Below are 14,286 nucleotides of genomic sequence, written 5' to 3'. Positions count from 1 at the left end.
TCCCTGTCCCCGGGAATAGGTTGTGCGGGTAGGGATGATCTGGGACCGCCGGGCGTGCCCGGCATGCCGACGCGATGGGGGCGGACATGACAATGCCGAAAGGATCCAATACGCCGGTGCCGACCACGGCGCTGCGTGTCGAATTGGGCTGGCGCTCCGGTCCCGGTGCCCCCGACGCGGACGCCTCGGCGCTGCTGCTGGTCGCCGGAAAAGTGCGCTCCGACGACGACTTCGTCTTCTACAACCAGCCCGCGCACGCCTCGGGCGCGGTTCGCCACGAGGGCAAACGGCACTCCGGCGACCAGGTCACGGACACCCTTTTCGTCGACCTCGCGCGCGTGGAGGCCCCGATCGAGAAGATCGTCCTGGCGGCCTCGGCCGACGGCGGCACGTTCGGCCAGGTCCCCGGCCTCTACATCGAGGTCCGCGACGCGGCGAACGGGAATGAGCTCGCCCGGTTCGACAGTAACGGCGCCACGGTGGAAACCGCTTTCGTCCTCGGTGAGTTGTACCGGCGCCAGGGCGGCTGGAAATTCCGTGCCGTGGGACAGGGCTACAGCAGCGGGCTCGAAGGACTCGCCACCGACTTCGGGATCACGGTGGACGAGCCACAGGATCCGGCGCCGCCGTCCGCGCCCCGCTCCACCCCGCCGGTCACGCCCACGGTGACCGCACCCCTAGCCGCCTCGCGGGCACCGGCCCCGACGCCCCCGCCGCCCGGCGGTCTCCCCTTCCCGCAGCCCCCGGCGCCGACCGCCGGCGGCCTGCCCGTCCCGCCGCCCCCGCCGGTGCGCCTGTCCAAGGTGACGCTCACCAAGGCGGCACCCTCCGTCTCCCTGGCCAAACAGGGCGGTACCTCGGGCACGCTGCGCGTCAACCTCAACTGGCAGGTCCGCAAGCAGTCCCCGGGCTGGGGCGGCCGGTCCGGCGGGTCCGACCTCGATCTCGACCTGTGCGCCCTGTACGAACTCGCCGACGGTCGCAAGGGCGTCGTCCAGGCGCTGGGCAACGCTTTCGGCTCGCTCGGCAGGCCGCCGTACATCCATCTCGACGGCGACGACCGCACCGGTGCGGTGGCCGACGGCGAGAACCTCACCGTCAACCTCGACCACAAACAGGACTTCCGGCGCATCCTGGTCTTCGTCACGATCTACCAGGGCGCCAGGTCCTTCGCCGACCTGCACGCCACCGTCACCCTCCAGCCCCAGCACGGCTCCCCGATCGACTTCTCCCTGGACGAGTGCACGGTCCCCTCGACCGTGTGCGCGCTCGCCCTGCTCACCAACACCGGCGGCGACCTGGTCGTGCAGCGCGAGGCGCGCTATCTGGTCCCGGAGCGCGGGGTGAGCCCGCAGCGGACCGTCGACCGTGCCTACGGCTGGGGCATGAACTGGACGCCCGGCCGCAAGTGACGGTGCGGGCGGAGGTCAGCCCTCGTCGGCCACGGCGTCGGGACGCGTGTACGTACGGCCCTTCCAGGCCGCCCCACGCCCGCGGTAGTGCTGCACCGCCGAGTCGACCGTCATCAGGAGATAGAGGAACGCGGTGAACGGCAGCAGGGGGGCGAGCCACAGCGGCTGCCGGTAGTAGCGGAGCATCGGCAGGTACGTCGCGGTCATCACCAGCCAGGCCGCCGCCCCGACGAGCGCCGCCGCCGGACTGCCGGTGACCGCGCCCGTCAGCACCGCGGCCGGGGGGACCAGGTACACCAGCGTGAGACCGGCGACCGTACCGAGGAGCAGCAGCGGGCTGTGCTGTAGCTGCGCGTACGCGCTGCGGGAGACCATGCGCCACAGGTCGTGCAGCCGGGGATAGGGCCGCACGCTGTCCACCCGGTCCGCCAGCCCCAGCCAGACGTGCCCGCCGGAACCCTTCACCGCACGGGCGAGCGCCACGTCGTCGATCACGGCGTGCCGGATCGCGTCCGGGATGCGCGCCTTCTCCGCCGTATCGGCGCGCAGCAGCACACAGCCGCCCGCCGCTGCCGCCGTACGCGACCCCTTCCGGCCGATCCGGCGGAACGGGTACAGCTGGGCGAAGAAGTAGACGAACGCGGGGACCACGAGCCGCTCCCACCGGCTCGCCACCCGTAGCCGCGCCATCTGCGAGACCACGTCGAAGCCCCCGGCGCGCGCGGACGCCACCAGCAACCGCAGGCTGTCCGGCTCGTGTGCGATGTCCGCGTCCGTCAGCAGCAGGTACTCGGGGCCACGCGCGCGTGCCAGAGCGATGCCGTGCCGTACCGCCCACAGCTTGCCCGTCCAGCCCGCCGGCGGCTCGCCGGGCGAGGTCACGGTCAGCGGCAGCCCCCCGTGGCGCGCGGCCAGCTCCCGGGCCAGCTTCCCGGTGCCGTCCGTGCTGCCGTCGTCGACCAGGAACACCTCCGCCCGCCCCGGATAGTCCTGCGCCAGCAGCGACGGCAGACTCAGGGGCAGTACGGCCGCCTCGTCCCGGGCCGGCACGACCACGCACACATCCGGCCACTCCCCGGGATCGTGCCGGGGCGGCAGCCGGACGTCGGTGCGCCAGAAGAAACCCTGGCAGAGCAGCAGCCACAGCCAGGCGGCGAGGGATACGGCGGCGGTCCACACGATGGCGCTCACCCGCGCAGTCTGCCCCATGGGACCTGCCCCCAACGGCCCATCGTCTATCGTGGCCGGGTGAAGATCGCGCTCATCGACTCCGGCATCGGTCTGCTGGCGGCCACGGCAGCGGTACGGCGGCTGCGCCCCGACGCGGATCTCGTCCTCTCCTTCGACCCCGAGGGCATGCCCTGGGGACCACGCACCCCCGAGGGCATCACCGAGCGCGCCCTGGCGGTCGCCGAGGCCGCGGTCGCCCGCCGCCCCGACGCGCTGATCGTCGGCTGCAACACGGCGACCGTGCACTCCCTGCCCGCACTGCGCGCCCGCCTGGAACCCGGCATCCCCGTCATCGGCACCGTCCCGGCGATCAAGCCGGCCGTGGCAGCCGGCGGCCCGGTCGCGATCTGGGCGACCCCCGCGACCACCGGCAGCGCGTACCAGCGGGGGCTGATCGAATCCTTCGCCGACGGCGTGCCGGTCACCGAGGTGCCCTGCTGGGGACTCGCCGAGGCCGTGGAGCACGCCGACCAGGTGGCCGTCGACGCCGCCGTGAGCGCGGCGGCCGAGCTCACGCCCGACGATGTAAGGACCGTCGTCCTGGGTTGCACCCATTACGAACTTCTGGCGGAACGTATCCGCGCCGCCGTGCAGCGTCCCGGCGGCGCGCCCGTCGTCCTGCACGGCTCCGCCGGAGCGGTGGCCGCCCAGGCGCTGCGCCGGGTCGGTGCACAGCCCGCCCCCGACGCGCCCGCCACCGGCACGGTGACGGTGCTGCTCAACGGCCGCGAGGGCGAGCTCCCCGAGGCCGCGCTCGGCTACGCCGAGGCCCGCCTGCTGCGGACGGCCAGCCCCGCCGCGTCCCAGTGAACCCTCCGGGCTGCGGATACCGCCGATATACCGCCGATATGAGCAGTCACCCTCCGCAACGCGGTGCCCGCGCAGCGAAACCTGAGTAATCTCGTAGATATGAGGGACCACCCCCACGACCGCTCCCTGGACGAGAAGGACGCCCCGCACCCGGATGTCTGGACGGGGCGGGCCACCAACCGGGTCCAGTGGCTGCTGGCGCTGGTCGGCGCCGCCTGCATGGCGCTCGGCGTCGAACTGGCCGTGGACTCCGCCTGGACCTCGGGGATCGCCCCGCTGGTGATGGCTGTCGTGGGCTGCATCGCAGCCGGGCTGCTGGTCCTCTTCGGCACCCTCGCCTTCGTGCATGTCGACCTGAAGCTCGACAAGGAGTGCCTCGAAGTCCGGTGCGGCCATATAGGGGTACCGCGCCGCCGTATCCCGCTCTCCCATGTGGTCGGCGCCGACTTCACCCCACAGATCACCCCGCGTCACTGGGGCGGCTGGGGTTACCGCTGGCGGCCCGAGAAGGGCACGGCCGTCGTGGTCCGCCGCGGCGAGGGCATCGTCCTGCGGCTGTGGGACGGCCACACCTTCACGATCACCGTGGACAACGCCGAGTCGGCGGTCCGGGTCATCAGGGAACGCCTGCGGACCATCACGCCCGGTACCGCGCACTGAGGTAGCCGACGGGGCTGTGTGGCTCGGCCACATGGGTGCGGGACATATGGACGTCGGCCGGACGTCGGCTGGACGCCGGTTTCAGCTCTGGTCGGTTTCAGCTCTGTGGGACACCCGCCACCCATGGCCGGGCCGTCGCCAGGCCCGCCAGCAGGCCCGCGCCCGCCGACACCGTCGTGAAACTCAGCGCGTCGCCGACCGCGGCGACCGCGGCCAGTGCCGTGAGCGCCGCGCCCGCGGTGAGCACGACCGGCGTGGAGCGGGCCGAGCGCCACAGGGCGTAGAGGATCCAGCAGAACGCGGCGGCCAGCAGGAGGGCACCGACCAGCCCCTGTTCGGCGACCTGCTGGAGCGGCGCGGAGTGCGGCTTGCCGTCGGGCAGCAGGGCCTCGGACGCGGTGCCGCTGAGCTCGTCGAACCGGCCGGGGCCGACGCCCAGGGTGCTGTTGTGGCGGGCGAGATGCAGGGCGTCCCGCCACAGCCGGACGCGGCGTTCGGTGAGAGGGCCCGACAGGGCGGTGGTCAGGCCGGCGGGCAGGACGTTCGCGGCGACCGCCCAGACCGTGCCGGTCACCACCGTGGCCGCCAGGGCCAGCCCCGCGATGCCCGGGCCCCGGCGGCGCAGCCGGCCGGCGGCCAGGGAGCACAGCAGCACGGCGGCACTGGCCGCGCACCCCATCGCCGAGCCCATGGCCGCCCCGGTCACCGTGATCCCGGCGGCCAGCGTCCGCAGCCCGAACCGCAGCGCCGGAATCGGTGTCGCCCAGGCGGCACAGCACACGCCACCCGTCGCGAGAACCAGCAGCGCCGCGACGGCACCGGCATGGCCGACCGGCGTCGTGAACTGAGGGCCCGCGGCCACCTCGGGCGTCGCCACCGCCAGGGCCAGCCCGGCCAGCGCGCCGACGCAGGGCGCGGCCACCGGCCACAGCGACCCCGACATCCGGCCCGCGGCATAGCCCGCGGCCACGGCGAGCACCGCCAGCAGCACGCCCTCGGGCCGTCCGTCCCGCCCGGCCGCCGAGAGCAGCGGCCATACGGCGCACGCCCCGAGCACCACGACGCCCACCGCGTCAGAAACGTTTCGTCTGTCGTTGTCCGCGTCCGTCCCGGCAGCGGACGTCATCCCGGTCGACCCCACCGTCGCCCCCCGTACCCGGTCCCCCGACCTGTGGCAGGCCCCGCCGCCCGCCTCGGCTCACCGTAACCGGTGATGCCCGCTTTGTGGACGACTTGCGCGGGAACGGTGTGATTCCTGCGTGCCGAGACCGCGCTGTCGGCCGCGAGACGGCCGCCGTACACTCCCGGAGTGACCGCCACCGCAACTTCCGTCGACCAGTCGGACCAGCTCACACCGCGCCTCGCGCCCCGCGACCGCGGCCTGCGGCTGCTACGCCGTCTGGTCCCGGCCGCCGCCTCCGCGCTCAGCGGAGTGCTGCTCTACGTCAGCTTCCCGCCGCGCACCCTGTGGTGGCTGGCCCTGCCCGCCTTCGCAGGATTCGGGTGGGTGCTGCGCGGCCGCACCTGGAAGGCGGCCCTCGGCCTCGGCTATCTCTTCGGACTCGGCTTCCTGCTGCCCCTGCTGGTGTGGACCGGCGTCGAGGTCGGCCCCGGGCCGTGGCTCGCGCTGGTGGCCATCGAGGCGATCTTCGTCGCCCTGGTCGGTGTGGGCGTCGGCGCTGTTTCCAGACTGCCTGCCTGGCCGGTGTGGGCGGCCGCCGTGTGGATCGCCGGTGAGGCGGCACGCGCGCGTGTACCGTTCAGCGGCTTCCCCTGGGGCAAGATCGCCTTCGGTCAGGCGGAGGGCGTCTTCCTGCCGCTCGCCGCGGTGGGCGGCACCCCCGTGCTCGGCTTCGCGGTCGTCCTGTGCGGATTCGGTCTGTACGAGGTGGTGCGCCTGGCCATCGAGGGGCGCCGCACGCGTGAGATCCGGCGCGGGGCGGCGGCCGCGGCCCTGCTGAGCGTGGCCGTCCCCGTGGTGGGCGCGGTCGCCGCCCGGACGCTGGTGAGTGACAAGGCGGAGGACGGCTCCGTCACCGTCGCGGTCATTCAGGGCAATGTGCCGCGGGCCGGCCTTGAGTTCGCGGCCCAGCGGCAGGCCGTGCTCGACTACCACGTCAAGGAGACGCTCAAGCTGGCCGCCGACGTCAAGGCGGGCAAGGTGGCCAAGCCGGACTTCGTGCTGTGGCCGGAGAACTCCTCCGACGTCGACCCGTTCGCCGATGCCGACGCGGCCGCCGTGATCGACGAGGCCGCCACGGCGATGGGCGTGCCCATCTCGGTCGGCGGGGTCGTCGAGCGGGGCGGCAAGCTCCTCAACGAGCAGATCCTGTGGGACCCGGTCAAGGGCCCGACGGCGACGTACGACAAGCGGCAGATCCAGCCCTTCGGGGAGTACCTCCCGTTGCGCGGTCTGGTCGGCGCCATCAACAAGAACTGGACAAGCATGGTCCGGCAGGACTTCAGCCGGGGCACCAAGCCCGGTGTGTTCGACATCGACGGCACCAAGGTCGGCCTCGCCACCTGCTACGAGGCAGCCTTCGACTGGGACGTGCGGGACACCGTGACGCACGGCGCTGAGATGATCTCCGTGCCGAGCAACAACGCCACGTTCGACCGCAGCGAGATGACCTACCAGCAGCTCGCCATGTCCCGGATCCGCGCCGTCGAGCACAGCCGGACCGTCACCGTGCCGGTGACCAGCGGCGTCAGCGCGATCATCATGCCGGATGGGAAGATCACCCAGAAGACCGGCATGTTCGTGCCCGCCTACCTGGTCCAGAAAGTGCCGCTGCGCACCTCCGAGACCCCCGCGACCAAGCTGGGCATCCTGCCCGAGATCGCGTTGGTGCTGGTCGCGGCGGGCGGGATCGGCTGGGCGATCGGGTCGGGGCTGCGCTCCCGGCGCGCCGGTGGCGCGTAGCCGTACACCCGCTGTACGCCCCGTGGCCTCGGCCGGTTCGGGGGAAGCAGGCGGTTAGGGTCGGCGCATGGCCACTCCTGACTTCATCCATACGATCCGGGCCTCCGCCGGCCACCAGCTGCTGTGGCTGCCCGGGATCACCGCCGTCGTCTTCGACGACGAGGGCAGAGTGCTCCTGGGCCGTCGGACCGACACCCGCAAGTGGTCGGTCATCGGTGGCATTCCTGATCCCGGGGAGCAGCCCGCGGCCTGCGCCGTGCGGGAGGTCTTCGAGGAGACGGCGGTGCGCTGTGTCGCCGAGCGGGTGGTCCTGGTCCAGGCGCTGAACCCCGTCACCTACCCGAACGGCGATGTCTGCCAGTACATGGACATCACCTTCCGCTGCCGTGCCGTCGGCGGCGAGGCCCGCGTCAACGACGACGAGTCGCTGGAGGTGGCCTGGTTCGACGTGGACGCCCTGCCGGAGCTGAACGAGTTCGGTGTGTTCCGGATCAAGCAGGCCATGTCGGATGCACCCACATGGTTCGACGCTACGGCTTTCAGCTGAAGTATGTGCGCTGAGCCTATGTGGTCTCGGGGGAGGGCCGCCTAGGGTCGGATCATGAGTTCGCCCAGCGCCCTCCCCGGCCCCCACCCGCCCTCCCTCGACCTGCGGGGTCGTACCGCCCTGGTCACCGGTGCCGCCGGCGGCATCGGCCGCGCCTGCGCGCTGCGCCTCGCGGCCGCCGGAGCCGAGGTGAGAGCCGTGGACCGGGACGCGGCCGGGCTGGCCGAACTGACCGAGGCGGCCGGACGGGCCGTCGGCCCGGCGGCCGGCGCCGTCGAGCCGTACGTCCTCGACCTCACCGACCTGGACGCGGCCGAGCGCGCCGCCGCAGGCACCGACGTCCTCGTCAACAACGCCGGCATCCAACTGGTGCGCCCCATCGAGGAGTTTCCGCCGGACGTCTTCCACACCGTGCTGACGGTGATGCTGGAGGCCCCGTTCCGGCTCATCCGGGGCGCGCTGCCGCACATGTACGGGCAGGGCTGGGGGCGGATCGTCAATGTGTCCTCCGTCCATGGACTGCGCGCCTCCGCCTTCAAGTCCGCCTATGTGGCCGCCAAACACGGTCTGGAGGGACTCTCCAAGACGGCCGCCCTTGAGGGCGCACCCCATGGCGTGACCTCGAACTGTGTGAACCCCGGCTATGTGCGCACCCCACTGGTCGAGAAGCAGCTCGCCGACCAGGCCCGGGCGCACGGCATCCCCGAGGAACGGGTGCTGTCCGAGGTGCTCCTGACGGACACCGCCGTGAAACGGCTCGTCGAACCGGAGGAGGTCGCCGAGGCCGTGGCCTATCTCTGCGGCCCCCAGGCGTCCTTCGTCACGGGCACCTCGCTGGTGCTCGACGGCGGCTGGACAGCCCACTGAAGCGCCGGGCTGCCACCGGTCCGCGAGTTTTCCACAGGCCCGACGGGCCGCGGTCGCGATGCGGAATCCTGTGACCATGTCGCGCAATCACGTGCAGTCCGCCAGGTGGCCGGCCCCGGCAGAAGCGGCCGGCGCCCTCGGCGAGGGTGCCGAGCTGGTCTCCGGCGCCGATTCGGCGTACCTCGAACTGCTGGCCAGGGGCGCCTCGGCGGAGGCCTACGAGCAGCCGCTGCTGGTCGCCCGTGCCGAAGGCAGGCCGCCCGAGCTGATCGCCGAACTGGAGCGGGCCAGACTCCTCGCGCTGCGGGTCCGCACCGAACTGGAGGGCAGACGGCGGCGCGAGGCGGAGCTGTCCGCGCTCTTCGAGACCGCGCACGACCTGGCGGGACTGCGGGACGTGGACGCCGTACTCCAGGCGATCGTCCAGCGCGCCCGCTCCCTGCTCGGCACGGACGTCGCCTACCTGAGCCTCAACGACCCGGCACGCGGCGACACCTACATGAGGGTCACCGAGGGCTCCGTCGCGGCCCGCTTCCAGCAGCTGCGGCTCGGCATGGGGGAGGGGCTCGGCGGGCTCGTCGCACAGACCGCGCGGCCCTACGTCACCGACGACTACTTCAGGGACGACCGCTTCCAGCACACCCTCACCATCGACACGGGGGTGCGCGACGAGGGCCTGGTCGCCATCCTCGGGGTGCCGCTCATGCTGGGGCCGCACGTCATCGGCGTGCTGTTCGCGGCGGACCGGCGGGCGCGTGTCTTCGAACGGGAGCAGATCGCACTGCTCGGCTCCTTCGCCGCGCTGGCCGCGGCCGCCATCGACGGGGCGAACCTGCTCACGGAGACCCGTGCGGCCATGGCCGGCCTGGAGCGGGCCAACGAAATCATCAAGGACCGCAGCGCGGTCATCGAACGGGCCTCGGAGGTCCACGACCGGCTCGCCGAACTCGTACTGCGCGGCGGCGGAGTTCATGACGTGGCCGCCGCCGTCTCCCAGGTCCTCGGCGGCACCGTCGAGTTCACCGACACCGCTGACGCCCGCTCGCTGGCGACCTCGCGCGCGGAAGGGCACGCGGTCCGGCACGGCGACGACTGGATCGCCGCGGTCGCCGCCGGCGGCGAACTGCTCGGCGCGCTGGTGCTGCGCGGCCACCCCGGCCTCGACCCCGTCGACCAGCGCACCCTGGAACGCGCCGCGATGGTCACCTCGCTGCTCCTGCTGGCCCGCCGCTCCGCCGCCGAGGCCGAACAACGGGTGCGCGGCGAGCTGTTGGACGACCTACTCGACGCGCGCGACCGCGATCCGCGCCAACTGCTCGACCGAGCCGCCCGGTTGCACGCCGACCTCGACGCCACCCATGTCGTGCTCGCCGCCCGGCTGGGCGGCCCGGCGGCCGGTGCCGAGGAGGAGGCGGCTGCCCGCCGCCGGCTCTGGTCGGCCGCCTCCCACCTCGCCACCACCGGGCACGGCCTGGCCGCGGCCCGTGACGGCGGCACCGTCCTGCTGCTGCCCCTGGACCCCGGCGACACCGCCGCCGACGTGGCCAGGCGCACCGCCCGCCAGCTCGGCACCGCCGTCCACCAGCCGGTGACCGTCGGCGCCTCCGCGCCCGTCGCCGACCTCACCCTCCGGCCCGACACCGTGGCCGCCGGGTATGCCGAGGGCCGCCGCTGCCTCGACGCGCTCCACCTCCTCGGCCGGGGCGGGGACGGCGCCGCCGCCGAGGACTTCGGCTTCCTCGGCCTGCTCCTCGCCGGCGAACGGGACGTCACCGGATTCGTCGAACGCACCATCGGCCCGGTCGTCGCGTACGACACACGACGCGGTACGGAACTGCTGCGCACCCTCGACGCCTACTTCGCCTCCGGGATGAGCCCGGTCCGTACGAAGGACGATCTCCATGTCCATGTGAACACGGTGGCCCAGCGGCTGGAGCGCGTGGCCCGCCTCCTCGGCGACGACTGGCAGAGCCCCGCACGCGTCCTGGAGATCCAACTGGCCCTGCGCCTGCACCGGTTGGCGGCGCTACCGGAGAGCCGCTGATCCCCGGGGACCAGCGGCGCACGCTCACCCGGTGTGTGCGTCGGCCCTGCTGCTCGCCGCGTCGGTCCCGGTGCCGTCGTCGGCCAGGTCCCGCCGCCGGGTCTCCTTGGCGGCGGCCACCGCGACCAGGGTGAGCAGACAGGCCGCGATCACATACAGCGCGATCGGGGTCGAACTGCCGTAGTCGGACAGGAGCGCGGTGGCGATCAGCGGGGCCGGTGCCCCGGCGGCGACGGAGGCGAACTGGGCACCGACGGAAGCGCCGGAGTAGCGCATCCGGGTCGCGAACATCTCGGCGAAGAAGGCGGCCTGGGGCGCGTACATGGCGCCGTGCAGCACCAGACCGACGGTCACCGCCAGCACCAGGTATCCGAACCGCCCGGTGTCGACCAGGGCGAAGAACGGGAACATCCACAGCCCGATCCCGACCGCGCCCAGCAGATAGACGGGCCGCCGTCCGACCCGGTCGGACAGCGCGCCCCACGCCGGGATCACGGCGAAGTGCACGGCGGAACCGATGAGCACGGAGTTCAGGGCGGTCTGCTTGGAGACGTCGGCGGACGTGGTGGCGTACACGAGGATGAAGGCGGTGATGACGTAGTAGCTGATGTTCTCCGCCATCCGCGCGCCCATCGCCACCAGCACATCACGCCAGTGGTGTCGCAACACCGAGACGAGCGGCGGCTGTTCGGGTGTGCCGGCACTCCGCCGGGCCTCGGACCGTGCCAACGCCTCCCGGAACACGGGTGATTCGTCGACGGAGAGGCGGACCCACAGACCGACGGCGACCAGGACACCGGAGAGCAGGAACGGGATCCGCCAGCCCCAGCTCACGAAGGCGTCGTCCGACAGCACGGCGGTGAGCAGCGAGAGCACACCGGTCGCGAGCAACTGCCCGGCCGGCGCCCCGGTTTGCGGCCACGACGCCCAGAACCCGCGCCGGCGCGCGTCCCCGTGCTCGGACACCAGCAGGACGGCGCCGCCCCACTCACCGCCGAGCGCGAACCCCTGCACCAGCCGCAGGAGGGTCAGCAGCACGGGCGCGGCGCCGCCGACCGTCGCGTGCGTCGGCAGCAGTCCGATGGCGAAGGTCGCACCACCCATCAGCAGCAGACTCAGCACCAGCAGTCGCTTGCGCCCGAGGCGGTCCCCGTAGTGCCCGAACACCAGTGCCCCGAGCGGCCGGGCGGCGAACCCGACGGCGTAGGTCAGGAACGACAGCAGTGTGCCGACGAGGGGGTCGGACCCGGGGAAGAACAGCTTGTTGAAGACGAGGGCGGCCGCGGATCCGTACAGGAAGAAGTCGTACCACTCGATGGTGGTGCCGATGAGGCTCGCGGCGACGATGCGGGGGAGGCTGGCGGAGGGTGGGGGAGCGGTGGTTCCGGGGGCCATGTGCGCCACTTCCTTGTGTGCGGTGGGGACGGGTAGGTGTCGGCACACGGTAGGAAGATGCAGGTCAGGGGCACATGTGGTGGGGCAACATAGTTCGGGGGTTGGCTATGCGTGCGGCCACCATGCCGGTCCACGGAAGGGCGGTTCATAGGCTCGGAGATGGTCGAAACGAGTGCTGTCCGAGACGCGTAATTCGAGGTGATTTGACGGTGCGGTGCTGACTCCCGTGCTGGTTTGGTGCTGACTAAAAACCCACGTCATCACCCGTCTTCACCTGTCCCGTGCTGGTTTGGTGCTGACTACGCTCCGTTGAACTCGGGCATCTGGGATTGATCGGCTCGGAGTCGTTGCGTGGTAGGTGACCGGGCTGAGAGACCGAGCCCGGCCTTGTCGCTCAGCCGCCGTGGGCATGGGAAAGGTGCTGCGCCTGGGCGCGGTGCGCGTTCGTCCCAGCCCATTTTGCTTGCCTCTCCATGATCTCCGGACGACGCTGGCTCACGGCAGGGACAGCGCCACGGACGACGACGAGGGCGGGCACCGCCATCGAAACACCCCCACGTCGGCGGGGACGACACTTGCTGACCTGCGCATCAGTGGCCGGCTTGCCGTTTCTTTGCCCGGCTCGGTCGTGCCGCGGGAGTCAAGTGCTGTTGCACGGAGCGACCGTAGCGGCTGTCCTTGTTTTGAGGGGTTGTCAGTGGGGCGTGGTTGGGTGATCGGCTACTGGGTGTATGGCTGTGGGAGGTCCTGGGGTGAGGGGAAGGCCGTTGGGTGGGGTGGATGAATCGGCGTGGGGGAAGGTCCGGGGGCTGGATCCTGCGCTGCCGCCGTATCCGCTGGTTCGGCATTTGCTTGATGCGGCGGCCGTGGTTCCTGTGGGACCGGTATCTCTCGGAGGGACAGCGTCGGTGTATTACGCGGGGGTTGGGGCTGGCGGACGATCCTGGCCGGGCGCGCGCGGGGGTTCGCCGCGTTGTGTGCGGGGCTGCATGATCTGGGAAAGCTGTCGGGGTTCCAGTTGTGTGTGACGGGCGGGCCCGTGAGCGGCTGAGCGGGGCGCTGCGCGGGGACCGGGGGCGTATCGGTGTGGAGCGGACGCGGCACGAGGTGGCAGGGATGTACGTGGCCGCTCAAGTTCTGGCGGCGCTCGGTTTCCGGAACCACCAAGGCGTCACCCGCCGGCTTCCGGCTCCGCGAGTTGGGGTGTGATCCCTCTGCGAGAATAGCTTCCACCCACTTGCCCGGAGGCGGACCTTCTGGATGCTCCATGTCTCTGAGCGCGGCGACGATCGGATGAGGAGAAGTAAGCCGCGCGGGAACCGGAGGAGCGGCTCGTCATGACCTCGATGGCCGCTCGCAGCTGCTCGCCGCCTACGTTGTCGAAGTAGACGTCGATGCCGTCGGGGGCGGCTTCGCGCAGTCGATCGAGGACAGGGCCGTCGTGGTAGTCGAAGGCCGCGTTGAAGCCGAGTTTCCCGGTCAGGTGGGCTACCTTTTCCGGCGAACCGGCGCTGCCGATCACCCGGGCCGCTCCTTTGAGCCGGGCGATCTGGCCGTCCGCCGGTGTTGAAGGTGGCCGGCGCGTTGCCCGAGCAGCCGACCCGCCGCACGAAGGCACTCCCCGGTGCGAAATACTCTCCCGATGAGTTCACGCACTTCTCCGATCAGCCGGCCGATCACGATACGGAGGGCCGTCGCGCTGGATGCCAAACGGCTCACGCGGCTCGTGCGTGGCTCAGGCGCCTACGAGGGTAAGTACGCGGCCGCAGTGGCGGGCTACCGGGTCGGTCCTGATTACATCGAGACCCACCGCGCCTTTGTGGCCGTCGGCGCCGACGAGCATGGAGGCCGGGTCCTCGGGTTCTACTCGCTCGTCCTCGCTCCACCGGAGCTCGACCTGCTGTTCGTCGCCGACGAAGTGCAGGGACGCGGTATCGGACGGCTGCTCGTTGCGCACATGCTGTCCGAGGCCCGTGCCGCCGGGCTCGACCGTGTCAAGGTCGTGTCGCATCTTCCTGCCGAGGACTTCTACCACCGCGTTGGTGCGGTGCGGACCGGGACCGCGTTCGCGAAGCCGCCCGCCGTGCCGTGGGACCGTCCCGAATTCGAGTTTCGCATTCCTTCGGAATAAGGTCCTGCCGTCTCCTGCGTCATTCCGGCCGGGCTCTCGGTGCTTTCCCTCGTCTCGCTGATCTCGACGTGCCGCGGTTTTGCGACGTCGGCCTTGGGGACGGTGAGGCTGAGCACTCCGTCCTGCATGTCGGCCTTGATCTTGCGGGTGTCCAACTCTCCGGGCAGCCGCAAAGGGTACTCGAAGGCTCCGACGCGGCGGGTGCTGCGGCGCAGGACGCCCTTGCGTTCCCGCTCCTTGATCTCTTCGGTGACCACGAGTTCGGGA

The 14,286-nt window shown here is 71.7% G+C and carries 12 protein-coding genes and 1 pseudogene; 8 read left to right on the top strand and 5 right to left on the bottom strand.

Features of this window, described 5'->3' with window-relative positions:
• Positions 1–74: 74 nt before the first annotated feature.
• A complete protein-coding gene (locus AB0D59_RS40335) occupies positions 75–1,412 on the top strand; it encodes a TerD family protein (RefSeq protein ID WP_362576181.1) in 1,338 nt (445 codons plus the stop codon).
• 15 nt (positions 1,413–1,427) lie between these two features.
• Here the strand turns inward: AB0D59_RS40335 and AB0D59_RS40330 are convergent, their stop codons facing one another.
• On the bottom strand, positions 1,428–2,621 hold the full coding sequence (locus AB0D59_RS40330) for a glycosyltransferase (RefSeq protein ID WP_362576179.1): 1,194 nt from the start codon (positions 2,619–2,621) through the stop codon (positions 1,428–1,430).
• A 39-nt stretch (positions 2,622–2,660) separates the two neighbouring features.
• On the opposite strand from AB0D59_RS40330, the gene AB0D59_RS40325 reads away from it, so the two are divergent.
• Together AB0D59_RS40325 and AB0D59_RS40320 are read left to right on the top strand one after the other, a co-directional pair.
• Complete coding sequence (locus tag AB0D59_RS40325) at positions 2,661–3,452, top strand: aspartate/glutamate racemase family protein (protein ID WP_362576177.1); 792 nt, start codon at positions 2,661–2,663, stop codon at positions 3,450–3,452.
• Positions 3,453–3,551: 99 nt separating this feature from the next.
• A complete protein-coding gene (locus tag AB0D59_RS40320) occupies positions 3,552–4,112 on the top strand; it encodes a hypothetical protein (RefSeq protein WP_362576175.1) in 561 nt (186 codons plus the stop codon).
• A 97-nt stretch (positions 4,113–4,209) separates the two neighbouring features.
• Here AB0D59_RS40320 and AB0D59_RS40315 read toward each other — a convergent pair whose 3' ends face one another.
• Positions 4,210–5,238 carry an O-antigen ligase family protein gene (locus AB0D59_RS40315; protein ID WP_362576173.1) on the bottom strand — a complete coding sequence of 343 codons (1,029 nt, stop codon included), beginning with the start codon at positions 5,236–5,238 and terminating at the stop codon, positions 4,210–4,212.
• Positions 5,239–5,421: 183 nt separating this feature from the next.
• Here AB0D59_RS40315 and lnt point away from each other — a divergent pair, with 183 nt between their 5' ends.
• The 4 genes from lnt (at position 5,422) to AB0D59_RS40295 (ending at position 10,493) form a co-directional block, all read left to right on the top strand.
• Positions 5,422–7,035, top strand: a complete 1,614-nt coding sequence (gene lnt / locus AB0D59_RS40310) for an apolipoprotein N-acyltransferase (protein WP_362576171.1) — start codon at positions 5,422–5,424, stop codon at positions 7,033–7,035.
• A 67-nt stretch (positions 7,036–7,102) separates the two neighbouring features.
• On the top strand, positions 7,103–7,582 hold the full coding sequence (locus AB0D59_RS40305; protein ID WP_362576169.1) for an NUDIX domain-containing protein: 480 nt from the start codon (positions 7,103–7,105) through the stop codon (positions 7,580–7,582).
• 54 nt (positions 7,583–7,636) lie between these two features.
• The gene (locus AB0D59_RS40300) at positions 7,637–8,449 is read left to right on the top strand and encodes a 3-hydroxybutyrate dehydrogenase (protein WP_362576167.1); all 813 of its coding nucleotides are present in this window, start codon (positions 7,637–7,639) and stop codon (positions 8,447–8,449) included.
• Positions 8,450–8,525: 76 nt separating this feature from the next.
• Complete coding sequence (locus AB0D59_RS40295; protein WP_362576165.1) at positions 8,526–10,493, top strand: GAF domain-containing protein; 1,968 nt, start codon at positions 8,526–8,528, stop codon at positions 10,491–10,493.
• 24 nt (positions 10,494–10,517) lie between these two features.
• Here the strand turns inward: AB0D59_RS40295 and AB0D59_RS40290 are convergent, their stop codons facing one another.
• Complete coding sequence (locus AB0D59_RS40290; protein WP_362576163.1) at positions 10,518–11,888, bottom strand: MFS transporter; 1,371 nt, start codon at positions 11,886–11,888, stop codon at positions 10,518–10,520.
• Between the two features lie 1,342 nt (positions 11,889–13,230).
• Positions 13,231–13,443: pseudogene (locus tag AB0D59_RS40285) on the bottom strand (zinc-binding dehydrogenase); the annotation flags it as partial.
• Between the two features lie 87 nt (positions 13,444–13,530).
• On the opposite strand from AB0D59_RS40285, the gene AB0D59_RS40280 reads away from it, so the two are divergent.
• Positions 13,531–14,019 carry a GNAT family N-acetyltransferase gene (locus tag AB0D59_RS40280; RefSeq protein WP_362576161.1) on the top strand — a complete coding sequence of 163 codons (489 nt, stop codon included), beginning with the start codon at positions 13,531–13,533 and terminating at the stop codon, positions 14,017–14,019.
• On the opposite strand, the gene AB0D59_RS40275 is transcribed toward AB0D59_RS40280, so the two are convergent.
• Entirely contained in the window at positions 13,917–14,276 is a 360-nt protein-coding gene (locus tag AB0D59_RS40275; RefSeq protein ID WP_362576265.1) for an Hsp20 family protein, read from the bottom strand. The two genes, AB0D59_RS40280 and AB0D59_RS40275, sit on opposite strands and share 103 nt — an antisense overlap.
• Positions 14,277–14,286 lie beyond the last annotated feature (10 nt).

The organism is Streptomyces sp. NPDC048417 (assembly GCF_040651615.1).
Taxonomy (GTDB): domain Bacteria; phylum Actinomycetota; class Actinomycetes; order Streptomycetales; family Streptomycetaceae; genus Streptomyces.
The sequence above is the reverse complement of the archived record's forward strand: the minus strand, read 5'-3'. Positions and strand labels throughout refer to the sequence as shown.